Origin of the sequence: Streptomyces pinistramenti (assembly GCF_020564935.1) — a bacterium.
GTDB lineage: Bacteria > Actinomycetota > Actinomycetes > Streptomycetales > Streptomycetaceae > Streptomyces > Streptomyces pinistramenti.
Genome location: NZ_JAJCXB010000023.1, coordinates 48,504 through 61,934, shown reverse-complemented (window position 1 = coordinate 61,934; position 13,431 = coordinate 48,504). Strand labels below are relative to the sequence as shown.

Annotated in this window: 14 protein-coding genes; 9 read left to right on the top strand and 5 right to left on the bottom strand. The window is 72.5% G+C overall.

All coding sequences use genetic code 11. From position 1 onward, the window contains the following. The first annotated feature begins 53 nt into the window (after positions 1-53). Positions 54-1,271, top strand: coding sequence for a GDSL-type esterase/lipase family protein (locus tag LIU39_RS17965; protein ID WP_227047761.1), 1,218 nt, complete (start codon positions 54-56; stop codon positions 1,269-1,271). Positions 1,272-2,282: 1,011 nt separating this feature from the next. Here the strand turns inward: LIU39_RS17965 and LIU39_RS17960 are convergent. Both LIU39_RS17960 and LIU39_RS17955 read right to left on the bottom strand, forming a co-directional pair. Further along, positions 2,283-3,146: an undecaprenyl-diphosphate phosphatase gene (locus LIU39_RS17960; RefSeq protein ID WP_227047760.1), complete on the bottom strand. Its 864-nt coding sequence runs from the start codon at positions 3,144-3,146 to the stop codon at positions 2,283-2,285. 369 nt (positions 3,147-3,515) lie between these two features. Continuing rightward, positions 3,516-4,217, bottom strand: a complete 702-nt coding sequence (locus tag LIU39_RS17955; RefSeq protein WP_227047759.1) for a TVP38/TMEM64 family protein — start codon at positions 4,215-4,217, stop codon at positions 3,516-3,518. A gap of 163 nt (positions 4,218-4,380) precedes the next feature. On the opposite strand from LIU39_RS17955, the gene LIU39_RS17950 reads away from it, so the two are divergent. From LIU39_RS17950 to LIU39_RS17940, 3 genes are all read left to right on the top strand, one after another. Further along, on the top strand, positions 4,381-4,533 hold the full coding sequence (locus tag LIU39_RS17950; RefSeq protein WP_227047758.1) for a hypothetical protein: 153 nt from the start codon (positions 4,381-4,383) through the stop codon (positions 4,531-4,533). Positions 4,534-4,642: 109 nt separating this feature from the next. Further along, a complete protein-coding gene (gene tuf, locus LIU39_RS17945) occupies positions 4,643-5,821 on the top strand; it encodes an elongation factor Tu (RefSeq protein ID WP_227047757.1) in 1,179 nt (392 codons plus the stop codon). Between the two features lie 309 nt (positions 5,822-6,130). Continuing rightward, on the top strand, positions 6,131-6,922 hold the full coding sequence (locus tag LIU39_RS17940) for a spermidine synthase (protein WP_227047806.1): 792 nt from the start codon (positions 6,131-6,133) through the stop codon (positions 6,920-6,922). Between the two features lie 21 nt (positions 6,923-6,943). On the opposite strand, the gene LIU39_RS17935 is transcribed toward LIU39_RS17940, so the two are convergent. Then, entirely contained in the window at positions 6,944-8,212 is a 1,269-nt protein-coding gene (locus LIU39_RS17935; RefSeq protein ID WP_227047756.1) for an MFS transporter, read from the bottom strand. Positions 8,213-8,457: 245 nt separating this feature from the next. On the opposite strand from LIU39_RS17935, the gene LIU39_RS17930 reads away from it, so the two are divergent. Beyond that, positions 8,458-8,913 carry a DUF4442 domain-containing protein gene (locus LIU39_RS17930; protein WP_227047755.1) on the top strand — a complete coding sequence of 152 codons (456 nt, stop codon included), beginning with the start codon at positions 8,458-8,460 and terminating at the stop codon, positions 8,911-8,913. A 206-nt stretch (positions 8,914-9,119) separates the two neighbouring features. Further along, on the top strand, positions 9,120-9,770 hold the full coding sequence (locus LIU39_RS17925) for a DedA family protein (protein ID WP_227047754.1): 651 nt from the start codon (positions 9,120-9,122) through the stop codon (positions 9,768-9,770). Positions 9,771-9,863: 93 nt separating this feature from the next. On the opposite strand, the gene LIU39_RS17920 is transcribed toward LIU39_RS17925, so the two are convergent. Then, a complete protein-coding gene (locus tag LIU39_RS17920) occupies positions 9,864-10,073 on the bottom strand; it encodes a hypothetical protein (RefSeq protein ID WP_227047753.1) in 210 nt (69 codons plus the stop codon). A gap of 644 nt (positions 10,074-10,717) precedes the next feature. Here LIU39_RS17920 and LIU39_RS17915 point away from each other — a divergent pair. The 3 genes from LIU39_RS17915 (at position 10,718) to LIU39_RS17905 (ending at position 12,541) form a co-directional block, all read left to right on the top strand. Beyond that, a complete protein-coding gene (locus tag LIU39_RS17915; protein ID WP_227047752.1) occupies positions 10,718-11,074 on the top strand; it encodes a DUF4333 domain-containing protein in 357 nt (118 codons plus the stop codon). Positions 11,075-11,167: 93 nt separating this feature from the next. Then, positions 11,168-11,698, top strand: coding sequence for a gamma carbonic anhydrase family protein (locus LIU39_RS17910; protein ID WP_227047751.1), 531 nt, complete (start codon positions 11,168-11,170; stop codon positions 11,696-11,698). A 90-nt stretch (positions 11,699-11,788) separates the two neighbouring features. Further along, the gene (locus LIU39_RS17905; protein WP_227047750.1) at positions 11,789-12,541 is read left to right on the top strand and encodes an acyltransferase; all 753 of its coding nucleotides are present in this window, start codon (positions 11,789-11,791) and stop codon (positions 12,539-12,541) included. A gap of 6 nt (positions 12,542-12,547) precedes the next feature. Here LIU39_RS17905 and LIU39_RS17900 read toward each other — a convergent pair whose 3' ends face one another. Then, the gene (locus LIU39_RS17900; RefSeq protein ID WP_227047749.1) at positions 12,548-13,417 is read right to left on the bottom strand and encodes a DMT family transporter; all 870 of its coding nucleotides are present in this window, start codon (positions 13,415-13,417) and stop codon (positions 12,548-12,550) included. Positions 13,418-13,431: the final 14 nt, after the last annotated feature.

Sequence of the window (13,431 nt, the reverse complement as noted above, 5' to 3'; positions counted from 1 at the left end):
GGCGGACCGGAAAAACATGTGCGGATCAGGTATTCGGTTGACAGGCTGGGGCCATGAACTCTGAGCACGACCCCGGCCCCTCCACCACGCCCGGGGCAACGGACTGGATCACCACGCCCCTCACCGCGGACCTCCTGCGTGGAGCGCTCGACCTGGAGCGCACCGAACACGGGCTGCTGCCGCACCGGCTGCCCGCCCGCGCCCGCGCGCAGAACGCCGACGGGCAGCTGGCCATGGCGGAGGCCCAACCCTCCGGCGTACGGCTGGTGTTCCGCACGCGGGCCACTGCCATCGAGCTGGACACGCTCCGCACCAAGATGGCCTACCAGGGTGCCCCGCCCCGCCCGGACGGCCTGTACGACCTGCTCGTCGACGGCCGGCCGGCCGGTCGGACCAGCGTGACCGGCGGCAACGTCCTCCTGGTGGACATGGCCACCGGGTCAGCGGAAACCCGGCCGGGGCCGGTCGGCACCGTCCACTTCTCCGGCCTGCCCGACCGCGTCAAGGACGTCGAGATCTGGCTGCCGTACAACGAGATCACCCAGCTCGTCGCGCTGCGCACCGATGCGCCCGTCGCGGCCGTGCCGGACGCGGGGCGCATGGTGTGGCTGCATCACGGCAGCTCGATCAGCCACGGTTCCAACGCCGCGAGCCCCACCACGATCTGGCCGGCGCTGGCCGCCTCCCTCGGCGGCGTGGAGCTGATCAACCTCGGGCTGGGTGGCAGCGCCCTGCTCGACCCGTTCACCGCCCGCGCCCTGCGGGACACTCCTGCGGACCTGATCAGCGTCAAGATCGGCATCAACGTGGTCAATGCCGACCTGATGCGGCTGCGCGCCTTCACCCCGGCGGTGCACGGCTTCCTCGACACCATCCGCGAGGGGCATCCCACCACCCCGCTCCTGGTCGTCTCGCCCATCCTGTGCCCCATCCACGAGGACACCCCCGGCCCCGCCGCCCCGGACTTCAGCAACCTCAGCGAGGGACAGCTCCAGTTCAAGGCCACCGGCGACCCCGCGGAACGGGCCGCAGGAAAGCTGACCCTCAACGTCATCCGGGCCGAGCTGGACCGCATCGTGAAACAGCGGGCGGTCGACGACCCGAACCTGCACTACTTGGACGGCCGCGACCTCTACGGCGAGGCGGACTTCGCCGAACTGCCGCTGCCCGACCAGCTCCACCCGGACGCCGCCACCCACCACCGCATCGGCGAACGCTTCGCCGCGCTGGCCTTCGGCACCGGCGGCCCGCTCACCACCGAGCGTGCCTGAGCCGCCCGCTCCTCATCCGGCACCGGTCAGGGCCTGAGCCGGATGAGGAGCGCGGCCGGCACCTCGGAGTTCCTGCATCCCGTGTCCCGGAGACGGACGACCGGTTCGCCGAGCGGGCCGAGCTGGAATGCCCCGGGCGGGGGCGCCCCGAGTCGGAACTCCGCGCTCCGGAACGCCCCGAGCAGGCCGCGCCGGAACGCCTCACGCCGGAACTCCCTACGCCGCCTCGACGACCTCCGCGCGCACCGCGAACGTCCAGTTCTCAAGCAGCTCCGCGTACTCCGTCATGTCCTGTGCGGTCCACGACCAGCCGCGCCTGGCGCACACAAAACGTCGGATTGCTTCGTTCGCTTCGGAGGCAGGAACGGACGGGCCCGGGTGGGCAGAGGGAGTTGGGGACATGTGAGACATGCTAGGGGCAGCCACTGACAACGCCTCACCTCGTGAACGCCCCGAGCCAGGAAGGGGCGTTGCCGCGACACCTCCTCAACGCGCCGCCAACTCGCTGACCAGCAAAGACAGTCGCAAACCGGATGCGGTGCAGCTGTCCGCATGTGTCCAGTCCCACACGCTCAGCGACCACGCCGGACGCGACCGGAGGCCGCCGACGCCGCATCTCTCGATCGAGTGACCTCGTGCGGTGGGTGGCTGTGCGCGCGGGCCGCGGAATCGGCCGACGGCGACCCGTCGTGGGCTGATCGCGTACGGCATTGTCAGTGGTCGCCCGTACCGTGGTTCACGCCACTGTCCGAGCTGCTGGCGCTCCTCGGATCCGCCTCGCCCCTGTGACAGCGCACAGGGGCGAGGCACCGATCCGTGAGGTGGAGCTCGGTCCGGAAGCCCCGTCAACCGTCGCGGTCGGAACGTTTCCGTGGATCGTGCCGACCGCGACGACTCCACGTTGCACTGCGCGGCCAGGCAGAGGATCGCCTGTCTGGCGTCCGACCGGCGCGGCATCCGGCCGACCGATTGAGGTGCCGAGCAGCTCGCGAAAGTGGCCTGTCACCCCACTCAGGCGCCCGTTTCCGGGTCCAGAGAACCTGCTCCGATCAGTGCGGACAGAGCGATGCCCAGGGCGATCCGGTAGACGACGAACGGCAGGAAGCTCTTGCTGGAGACGAACTTCATGAACCAGGAGATGACCGCGTAGCCGACGGCGAATGCGATGGCCGTGGCGAAGAGGGTGGGGCCCCAGGCGACGTGGCTCTCGCCCGCGTCCTTCAACTCGTAGACGCCGGACGCCAGAACGGCCGGTACGGCGAGGAGGAACGAGTAGCGGGCCGCGGACTCGCGGGTGTAGCCCATCAGGAGGCCGCCGCTGATCGTGGCGCCCGAGCGCGATACGCCGGGGACCAGGGCCATGGCCTGGCAGATGCCGAACAGCAGGCCGTCCTTGACGCCGAGATCGTCGAGGGTTTTACGCCGCCTTGCCGCGCGGTGCCGGCCGCCGGTCTCGTTCCTGGCGGCCATCCGGTCGGCGATGCCGAGCACGATGCCGAGCACGATCAAGGTGGTGGCGATGAGCCGGAGGTCGCGGAACGGTCCTTCGACGGCGTCTTTGAGGGTGATGCCGAGCACGCCGATCGGAATCGAGCCGACGATCACCAGCCAGCCCATCTGCGCGTCGTGGTCGTGCCGGAGGCCGCGGTTGACGAGTGAGCGGGTCCAGGTCGAGACGATCCGCGCGATGTCCTTGCGGAAGTAGAGGAGTACGGCGGCCTCGGTGCCGATCTGGGTGATGGCGGTGAAGGCCGCGCCCGGGTCGTGCCAGCCGGCGAACGCGGCGGTCAGCCGCAGGTGCGCGCTGGAGGAGATGGGCAGGAACTCGGTCAACCCTTGGACGAGTCCGAGAACGAAAGAGGCAAACCAGCTCATGGAATGAGGCAATCCAGGGATGATCGGGCGTTGATCCGACCAGCCGGTCCGAGCCGGCCGATCCGACCAGCCGCATCAGCAGACGAAAGTGGAGGGAAGCGGCACGGTCAATGAGCGGAGATCGGCGGGAGGTTCTGCTGCGGAAGATGGGCGGGGAAGGGCAGAGAAGGGTGGGCGGCGGCAGGAACCGCCGTAGCGGGGAGATCAGGGGGCAGTCGCGGCAGCGTAGCGACGGGAGATGGCCAAAGGGCTACATTCCGTTGGCCATCGGGTGCCTGCGGGGCGCGGGGCAGGGCGAGCGGTCGACCGGCAGGCCCGTAGGGCCGGTTGGTGCCGGGGCCGGGCTGCGCGGCTGCCCGGCGTGTGCGCTCAGGTTCCGCGCAGGGACTTCCGCTTGCACCAGGCGACGATCAGGGCCGCCAGGCCGCTGACGACGATGAATCCCGTGGCGATGAGGAACGCCGGCGACGTGGGGGCCGACGCCCGCGCCCCGGCGATGGCGTACGCGGCGGTGTTCGGCACGCTGCCCAGCGTCGTGGCCAGGAGAAAGGGCAGCCAGCCCATCCGGGAGACCGCCGCACAGTAATTCGTCGCGCAGAACGGCAGGCCGGGGAAGAGGCGGATGGCCAGCATCGAGCGGAATCCGTGGTCGCTCAGCTGCCGGTCGGCGGCCGTCAGCCACCGTGCGCGCAGCAGGGGACGGAGCGCGTCCTGGCCGAGCAGGCGGCCGAGTCCGAAGGCGAGGGCGGAGCCCAGCACCGTTCCGGCGAGCGAGGTGGCGAGGCCGGCCTGGCTGCCGAAGAGTGCGCCGGCCGCGAGGTTCAGCACCGGGCGCGGCACGAACGCCGTGGTGAGCACGCCGTACGCCACGGCGAAGACCACCAGAGCCGTCGGGCCGGACATCTGCGGCGGCCAGCCGTCGGCCAGGAGGCGTTGCGGCTGCCACAGCAGCATCGCGGCCGCGGCGCAGGCGAGCAGGAGGAGGAGCAGGCCCAGCCGGGCCCACGGGGAGAAGAGCACACGCGTGCAGCGCGCGGCGAGGCCGTCGGGCGTCGCGGCGGGTTCGAGCATCCGGGGAGCGTAACCGACCTGGCTGCCCGGGGCCCGTCATCGTGCCCGTACGGTCACGGGTGCGGCTCCGTCGCCTGCGGGCTTCCCGGCGTACGGGCCAACCGGATGGCGGCCCCCGTTAATTCGCTCGACGGCCCGTCCGCGGCCCGGCACCATGGGCGTCATGTTCCGGCCCGCCTTCCTCCCGCTCCCGTCCGCCCTCGCGGACGCCGATGCGCTGAAGGCTGCCGCCGACGTCCCCGTAGCAGGCGGGGCAACCGCCGCAGCGGCACAGGCCGCCGCCGTCTCCGTCGCAGCCGGCGGCACGCGAAGCTGACCCTCTCCGGATCGTCCGGCGGACCCCGCAGGGGGAGGGTCGGAAGTCCTCAGGGGTCTCCACGGCGCCAAGCCGCCGTCCTCACCGCAGTGTTGCGAGGAAGAACGCCATGCCCAAGACGGCATACGTACGCACCAAGCCGCATCTCAACATCGGCACCATGGGACACGTCGACCACGGCAAGACCACCCTGACCGCCGCCATCACCAAGGTCCTCAGCGACCGGGGGAGCGGCACCTTCGTCCCGTTCGACCGGATCGACCGGGCCCCGGAGGAGGCCGCCCGCGGCATCACCATCTCCCTCTCGCACGTCGAGTACGAGACCGGTACCCGGCACTACGCCCACGTCGACATGCCGGGCCACGCCGACTTCATCAAGAACATGGTCACCGGCGCCACGCAGCTCGACGGCGGCATCCTCGTCGTCTCGGCGCTCGACGGGATCATGCCGCAGACCGCCGAACACGTCCTGCTCGCCAAGCAGGTCGGCGTGCGGCACCTCGTCGTCGCCCTCAACAAGGCCGACGCCGGCGACCCGGAGCTGACCGACCTGGTCGAGCTGGAGGTGCGCGAACTGCTCGGCGCGCACGGCTACGACGGCGAGCACGTCCCCGTCATCCGCGTCTCCGGGCTGCGGGCGCTGGAGGGCGACCCGCGCTGGACGGCGGCGATCGACGCGCTGCTGGATGCTGTGGACACCTACGTCCCGATGCCCGAGCGGTACATCGACGCGCCGTTCCTGCTGCCGGTGGAGAACGTCCTGACCATCACCGGGCGCGGCACCGTCGTCACCGGCGCCGTCGAGCGGGGCACCGTACGGGTCGGTGACCGGGTGGCGGTGCTCGGCGCGGCGGCGGAGACGACGGTCACCGGCCTGGAGACGTTCGGCAAACCGATGGAGTCGGCGGAGGCCGGGGACAACGTCGCGCTGCTGCTGCGCGGACTCCACCGCGACCAGGTGCGCCGCGGACACGTCGTCGCGGCGCCGGGCAGCGTCACCCCGCGGCGCCGATTCACCGCCGAGGTGTACGTCCTGTCCACGGAGGAGGGCGGCCGCCGCACGCCGCTGGCCACGGGCTACCGGCCGCAGTTCTACCTCCGCACCGCGGACGTGGCGGGCGACCTCGACCTGGGCGACAAGGCGGTCGCACGCCCCGGTGAGACGGTGACCGTCTCGGTCGAACTGGACCGGGACGTGCCGCTGGAGCCCGGCCTCCGCTTCGCCATCCGTGAGGGCGGCAGGACGGTCGGCGCGGGCACGGTGCGCTCGGTCGAAGGCCAGAGGTGATCGGAGGGCCGGATGCCGGATGACGGGGTGACCGGGGCCAAGAGTCCGAAGTCGCCCGGCCGGTGCGGGTGTTCGGTGCCGGCGACCGGCGCGTGAGGGCGGGCGGTACGGATGCGGTGGCGCGTCCGAACCGTCCGCCTCGCTCCCCGGTGGAGGCGGGCGGACGCGGCCCGTGTCCCGGCGGCCGCGCACGTCGACGAGGTCCGCGCGGTACGGCCGGGCCGGCCGACCGGTCACAATGGGACGGTGGACGAAACACCCGAGCCGATACCGGTCACCCGGGCCGTGGACTGCGGCACCGCCAAGCTGATGCCCGATGTCGACCGGCCGCGCGCCTGGCTGCTGACGGTGGACGGCGCACCGCAGTCGTACGTCGACCTCGACGCGCCCGCCCACCTGGAATTCGAGTACGTCCGCAGGCTGGCCCACGTCCTGGACGAGGCCGCGGCCCCGGGCCGTCCGCTCGACGTCCTGCATCTGGGCGGCGGGGCGCTGACCCTGCCGCGGTATCTCGCGGCCACCCGTCCCGGCTCGCGTCAGCTCGTCATCGAGGCCGACCGCGGGCTTCTCGGCCTGGTGGCCGAGCGGCTGCCGCTGCCCGCCGGATCCGGTGTCGAGGTACGGGCGGCGGACGCCAGGAGTGCGCTGGAAGCGGCGGCTGAGGACAGCGCCGACGTCGTCGTCGGCGACGTCTTCGGCGGCTCCCGGGTGCCGGCGCACCTCACATCCGTCGAGTACGCCCGCGCCGTGGCACGCGTGCTGCGGCCGGACGGGATCTACGCGGCGAACCTCGCCGACAGCGCGCCGTTCGGCTTCCTGCGCGGCCAACTCGCCACCTTCGCCACGGAATTCGCCCACCTCGCGCTGATCGCCGAGCCGCCCGTGCTGCGCGGCCGCCGCTTCGGCAACGCGGTGCTGGCCGCCTCGCGCGTCCCGCTGCCGCTGGCCGAACTGGCCCGGCGGGCGGCCGGCGACGCCTTCCCCGCCCGGGTCGAACACGGCGCGGCGCTGCGGAAACTGATCGCGGGCGCGGCACCCGTCGGGGATGCGGACGCGGTCGCCTCGCCCGTGCCGCCCGACGGAGCCTTCAGCATCGGCTGAGGCGACCGGGGCTCCCGCCCGCTATCCCGCAGGTTCTTCCACCGTCGCCGCCGTGGCCGGCTCGTCCGCCTGGCCCGGCTCCTCCGGAGGGCGCCGGGTCAGCCGCCGTACGTCAGGGACGCACAGCACGGCCGCCGTGAGCAGGGCGATCAGGACGGAGCAGCCCCACAGGGCGGCCTTCCGGCCGATGAGGTCCTGGACGGGTCCGGCCAGAGCGGTGGCCAACGGGACGATGGCCAGCGACCCGAGCCAGTCGTACGACGAGACGCGGGAGAACTTGTCCTCCGGGATCTCCTGGTGCAGCGCCGTCATCCACGTCACGGAGAAGACCTCGATGGCGATGCCGGTGGCGAACATGATCGCGGTCAGCGTCGTGGCGGACACCGGCACGGCGAGCGCGGCCGACGGCAGCGCGAGCGGGAAGACGCAGAGGGAGCCGACGAACAGCAGGCGGCGCGGGGTGAGGCGGGTCATCAGCAGTGCACCGCAGACCGTGCCCGCACCGAACGCGGCGAGGGCGATGCCCCAGGGCCCGGCGCCGCCCAGATGCTCGTCGGCGACCATCGGCCCGTAGACCGCCTCGGCCGCCACGACGACGGCGTTGACGACGGCGAACTGCACCACCACCGCCCACAGCCAGGGCCGCGAGACGACCTCGCGCCAGCCGTCCCGCAGATCGTGCAGCAGTCCGGCGCCGGGAGCCCGCTCGGGCACGCCGCTCACGTCGAGGAAGGCGCGCAGTGCGCCGGCGAGGGCGAAGCAGAGCGAGTCGACGGCGAGGACCCAGCCGGGCCCGACGGCGGCGACCAGCGCGCCGCCGAGAGCCGCCCCGCCGATGTTCGCGCCGTTCATCCCCATCCGGAAGACGGCGAACGCCCGGCCGGAGTGCGCGCCGGAGACGCTGGCGAGCACCATGCCTTCCGATGCGGGCGCGAAGAACGCCTGCCCGGTGCCGCCGAGCGCCGCCAGCACCGCCATCTGCCACAGTTCCGGCCGGCCGGCCAGGACCAGCACGGCGAAGGCGCCCTGGGAGAGGCAGCTGAGGGTGTTGGCGGCGACCATCACCCGGTGCCGCGGCAGCCGGTCGGCGAGCGCGCCGCCGACGAGCAGGAACAGGACGAGCGGCACCGTCCGCGCGGTGGCGACGAGTCCGACGTCGGTGGCGGAGCCGCCCGCACCGAGCACCGCGAAGGCGGACGCGATCAGGGCGCCGGAGCTGCCGAGGCCGGCGATCACGGTGGCCGCCGTGAGGAGGGTGTAGTTGCGTCCCGCCCAAGTGGGACGGGCCATCACCAAGACCGGACCGGTCGTGCGGCTGCCGCCGTCGGCCGGGAGGCGGACCGGCGTCCGGTGTCCGCTCCGCGGTGTCCCGGGTGCGGATGTCTCTCGTCCCCGTGCTGCTGCTGTCCTGACCACATGGGGGTCAACGATATGCGGGCCGCGGACCGGCGGTCACCGCGCTTTCCGGCACGGTCCGCACCGTAATCCAGGGCCGGGCCCTTCCCCGCCAAGCTACCGATAGGTAACATGCGGGCATGTCTTCTGAGACCCTGCCGTCGATCGGCGAAATGATGGCGGCATCCGTGCCGATGGTGCGCACCCTCAACCTTGAGTTCACCGAGACCACCGCCGAGCGCGCCGTGGTCCGGCTGCCCGACCGTTCCGACTTCCACAACCACGTCGGCGGCCCGCACGCCGGAGCGATGTTCACCCTCGCCGAGTCGGCCAGCGGCGCGATCGTGATGACGGCTTTCGGCTCCGAACTGGGCCGCGCGGTGCCGCTGGCCGTACGCGCCGAGATCGACTACAAGAAGCTCGCGATGGGCCCGGTCACCGCGACCGCACAGCTCGGTCGTCCGGTCGCCGAGGTGATCGCCGATCTCGACGCGGGCGAGCGCCCGGAATTTCCGGTGAACGTCTCCCTCACCCGTGAGGACGGCGCGGTGACCGGCGAGATGACGATCGTCTGGACCCTGCGCCCGAACCGCTGATCCCCGGGCCCGGACGAGCCGCTTCCCTCCGCGCGGCCGGTGTTCCCGAGGTGTCCCTGTACGCGCGATGGCACCGTCAGGCGGGACGGCCGATCGAGTACCCTTCCCGGGCGCGCTGTCCGGCGCGCGGGGGAATCGGCCGGCACCGGATTCGGTGACACGGCGAGCGGCCCACGGGGGCCCGACATCGTGCGGAGGAAGCGGCTTTGCATATCCAGGAGTGGCTGGGGACGGTACCGGCCGTGAGTGTGTACCTCCTGGTGGGGGTGGTCATCGGACTGGAGAGCCTGGGCATTCCGCTGCCCGGTGAAATCGTCCTCGTCAGCGCGGCGATCCTCGCCGCGACCCAGGACCACATCGATCCCGTCGTGCTGGGTGCGTGCGCGTCGGCCGGCGCGATCATCGGTGACTCCATCGGGTACCTGATCGGACGCAAGGGCGGCCAGCCGTTGCTGGACTGGGCGGGCCGGAAGTTCCCCAAGCACTTCGGCCCCGACCACGTCGCGATGGCCGAGGAGAAGTTCGAGAAGTGGGGCATGTGGGCGGTCTTCTTCGGCCGCTTCATCGCCCTGCTGCGGATCTTCGCGGGGCCGCTCTCCGGCGTTCTGAAGATGCCGTACTGGAAGTTCCTGATCGCCAACGTCCTGGGCGGCATCGTCTGGGCGGGCGGGACGACCGCACTGATCTACAGCGTCGGCATCGTCGCCGAGCCCTGGCTCAACCGGTTCTCCTGGCTCGGACTCGTCGCCGCCCTGCTGTTCGGCATCGGCTCGTTCCTGGTCATGAAGCGGCGGGCGCAGAAGGCGGCCGCGGAACGCGAGGCCGCCGAGGCCCCGGCCCCCGCGGCGGTCGACTGACCCGCTCGGACGCCCCCGCCCCGGCCGACCACCGGGAGCGGCGGTCACCCGACCTCAACGGCCCGGCAGCCCTGCGCTGCCGGGCCGTTGCCGTCAGGGCGTGTACCAGATGTCGGGTCCGCCGTCGCGCCATTCGAAGACGCCGGTGTCATCCCAGACCAGGTGCGTCGCCGGGAATCCGGCGCGGCGCAGGAACGCGGCCACGTCACCGGGGCGGCGGGCCCGTCCGAGGTCCTGCCCGCGGAGCGTGACACGACGCCCGCCGGAGCAGGGAGGATGCACGATCACAGGTGCTCGGTTCATGGCACCAGAGTGCGACCGGCCCGGCATGATCGCATGCCGAAGGTGAGTGTGGGGTCACTGCGGGTAAGGATTCCCGTCTTGGCTACGCCCCGCTGCGCAGCCGAGAGAAGAAGCGTCCCTTCCGGCCGCCGCTCCCGGCCTTCCACTGCCACCAGCGCAGCGCATCGTCCGCTTCCGCCGCGGCACACGGACACCGGTCCGCAGGCTCGCGACCAGCCCGGACACCACCTGGTGCTCAACGGCTCGCCCCACCATCCCGGGCAGCGGCCGGTGAGCTGCCCACGCGCTCATCGGTCATCCCCGTTCACGGCACGGCACGGCACGGCACGGCGCCTCGCCCATCCCTGTCGGCGCTCCACGATGCCGGGACCGGCCACCGGGCAACCACGTCCACAGACATCTACCGGGGGAATGACGTCCGGTGCGCTTGACGCGACTCCACGGGGCACGAGAGGACGTGCGGCCGCCGGACCGGATGCGCGAGCATTCCCCGACGCACGCCGTCCGACGCCGCATCGGGGGCCGCGGCATCCGGGGCATCCGTGTTGCCGCGGCCCCGTGATCCACAACAATGGACCCGTGATCCGGCGCCTTCGGTGCGTCCGGAGTTCATGGCAGCTCGGGCATCCGGCAGGAGGAATGCGGTGAGGTATCTGCGGGCCGTCGGCCTGGCGTTGGCCGGGATGGCTCTGCTGGCCGGTGGGCTGGCGGCGGGCGCGTACTGGATGCTCGACCGGTACGCGACCAGCAAGGTGGACCGCGTCAGCCATTCCGTCCCTGGTGTCGAGGTCGCCTCGTCGATCGCCGGGCACCTGTCGCTGCCGCTGATCCCCAAAGGGCCGCGCTCGGTCGACTGCCGCGGTGCCCTGCGGGCCGTCAAAGGAGCGCGCGTCCGCTGCACGGCCCACTATCTGCGCGGCACGGACCGGAGGATGACCGTACGGGTCGTCAGGGTCGGCGGCGGCCGGATCACGTACGTGCACGACGCGCCGCACCGCTGACCGCCCGCCCGCGCCCCTCCCGCCGACTTCCTTCCGTGGCCCGTCGCTTACTGTGCACGCGGCTTGATCCCGTACGGAAGAAGGAGAACGGCAATGGCGCAGGGCGCACTGATCGCCGGTGTGGGCGGCACCGCACCGAGCATCGACCCGACGGCCTTCACCGCACCGACCTCGGTCGTGCTGGGTGAGGTGACGCTGGCCGCCGGAGCCAGCGTCTGGTACCACACGGTGCTGCGCGCCGACTGCGGCCCGATCGTCCTGGGGGCCGACAGCAACGTCCAGGACAACTGCACCGTGCACGTCGATCCCGGGTTCCCGGTGACCGTCGGCGACCGCGTCTCGGTGGGCCACAACGCCGTGCTGCACGGCTGCACCGTCGAGGACGACGTCCTGGTCGGCATGGGCGCGACGGTACTCAACGGCGCGCACATCGGCGCCGGTTCGCTGATCGCCGCGCAGGCCCTGGTACCCCAGGGAATGGTCGTGCCGCCCGGCTCGCTGGTGGCCGGGGTGCCCGCCAAGGTCAAGCGGGAGCTGACCGACGAGGAGCGCGAGGGCATCAAGGTCAACGCCGCGATGTACCTGGAGCTGGCGGCGGCGCACCGCGAGTCCGTCACCGGCTGACCTCCGGGCGCGCGGGGGCGCCGCACGGTGGGGCGAAGATCACAGGGCGGTGCGCGGCCGGTCGCGGGGCGTGCTGAGTACGGTGTCCGGGTGCCGTCGAACCAGAACGTGTTCTCATCCCTCGTGGCCTGGCGGCGCCGGGCCGTATCGCGCCTCCTCCACCGTGGCACGCGCTGGGTGCGGCAGGCCGCGGCCGTGACCGCCGAGCGGCCGGGCCCGTACCGCTTCCGCAGCATCGGCACCGGGGCCCGGCTGGCGTTCCCGCAGGGGACGGTGTTCGGCGACCCGTGGATCGAGATCGGCGACCACTGCATCATCGCCCAGGACGTGACGCTGACCGCGGGCATGATGCCCGATCTCGACCTCGGCCCCGACCCGATCCTCACCCTGGGCAACGGTGTGGTGCTCGGCCGCGGCAGCCATGTGATCGCCGATGTCCGGCTGACGATCGGCGATGACTGCTTCTTCGGCCCCGGGGTCTACCTCACCACCACCAACCACAGTTACGACGACCCGGACGTGCCGGTCGGCAAGCAGTGGCCGCGCACCGATCCGGTCGAGATCGGACCCGGCAGCTGGATCGGCACCGGAGCCGTCATCCTGCCCGGTGCCCGGCTCGGCCGGAACGTCGTGGTCGCGGCGGGCGCCGTCGTACGCGGCGAGGTGCCGGACCACGCGGTGGTGGCCGGGGCGCCCGCGAAGGTCGTACGGCGCTGGGATCCGCGGGCCGGCTGGCAGCCGCCGCTGCGCACCCCGGCGCCGGTGCCGATCCCCGAAGGGGTCACGCCGGAGCAGCTGTTGGCGCTGTCGGCGGAGGAGCGCTCCGCGGCGGACGCCGGCTGAGCCGGGTCAGCCGGCCGACGCCAGCAGTACCGTGCCCAGCAGCGCCAGCGAGGCGCCGGCCGCCTGGACCGCGCGCAGCCGCTCCTTGAGGATGCCGAGCGCGGCGAGTGCGGTGACGACGGGGTAGAGCGAGGCGAGTACGGCGGCGACGGTGACCGGGCCGTGCTGCGCGGCGAGCGCGTAGGTGCCGTTGGCCGCGACATCGGCGATACCGACGAACGCGAGCGCAGGCAGCGCGCCCCGCAGCGCGGGCAGCCCGTCGTCGGGCAGCGCGGGCGTACCGCGCCGCACCGTCGCGTACAGGGCGGCGCCGCCGACCGCGACATTGCACAGACGCTGGACGAACAGGGCAAGGAAAAGGCCGGTGACGTTCGTTGACGCCTCGGCGATCAGCGCCATCACGGTCCCGAAGCCGAACGCCGAGACCAGGGTGAGCACGATCGTCCGGCGCGGCACGGACACCCCGCCCATCCGCTGCCCGCCGGCCAGCATGATCCCCGCCACGGCCACCACCATGCCCGCCGCCTGCACCGGTCCCGGCCGCTCGCCCAGGACGAAGCCGACGCCGAGCGGGACGACGACGGTGCCCAGCGAGCCGAGAGGGGAGACCACGCCCATCGGGCCGAGCGCCAGGGCGCGGTAGAAGCAGAGCATGGCGGCCGGGCCCACCACACCGGCGGCCACCGCGAACCACAGCGAGCCGCCGGCCTCCTGCCAGCCGCCCGTGGCGAGCACGACGGCGCCCAGCACGAGGGCGGCCAGGGCCTGCGAGGCCACCACCACGGTCAGTGCGTGCAGGCGTCGGGTGAGCAGTCCGCCGCCGAAGTCGGCGAGCCCCCACAGCAAGCTGGTGGCCAGGGCGAAGACCGCAGTCATGGTGAAACCTCGCA

What these genes read in the sequence shown, in the direction of transcription:
- LIU39_RS17965 (WP_227047761.1), top strand. Translation starts at nt 54, where the DNA reads ATGAACTCTGAGCACGACCCCGGCCCCTCCACCACGCCCGGGGCAACG.
- LIU39_RS17960 (WP_227047760.1), bottom strand. Translation starts at nt 3,146, where the DNA reads ATGAGCTGGTTTGCCTCTTTCGTTCTCGGACTCGTCCAAGGGTTGACC.
- LIU39_RS17955 (WP_227047759.1), bottom strand. Translation starts at nt 4,217, where the DNA reads ATGCTCGAACCCGCCGCGACGCCCGACGGCCTCGCCGCGCGCTGCACG.
- LIU39_RS17950 (WP_227047758.1), top strand. Translation starts at nt 4,381, where the DNA reads ATGTTCCGGCCCGCCTTCCTCCCGCTCCCGTCCGCCCTCGCGGACGCC.
- tuf (WP_227047757.1), top strand. Translation starts at nt 4,643, where the DNA reads ATGCCCAAGACGGCATACGTACGCACCAAGCCGCATCTCAACATCGGC.
- LIU39_RS17940 (WP_227047806.1), top strand. Translation starts at nt 6,131, where the DNA reads ATGCCCGATGTCGACCGGCCGCGCGCCTGGCTGCTGACGGTGGACGGC.
- LIU39_RS17935 (WP_227047756.1), bottom strand. Translation starts at nt 8,212, where the DNA reads ATGGCCCGTCCCACTTGGGCGGGACGCAACTACACCCTCCTCACGGCG.
- LIU39_RS17930 (WP_227047755.1), top strand. Translation starts at nt 8,458, where the DNA reads ATGTCTTCTGAGACCCTGCCGTCGATCGGCGAAATGATGGCGGCATCC.
- LIU39_RS17920 (WP_227047753.1), bottom strand. Translation starts at nt 10,073, where the DNA reads ATGAACCGAGCACCTGTGATCGTGCATCCTCCCTGCTCCGGCGGGCGT.
- LIU39_RS17910 (WP_227047751.1), top strand. Translation starts at nt 11,168, where the DNA reads ATGGCGCAGGGCGCACTGATCGCCGGTGTGGGCGGCACCGCACCGAGC.
- LIU39_RS17900 (WP_227047749.1), bottom strand. Translation starts at nt 13,417, where the DNA reads ATGACTGCGGTCTTCGCCCTGGCCACCAGCTTGCTGTGGGGGCTCGCC.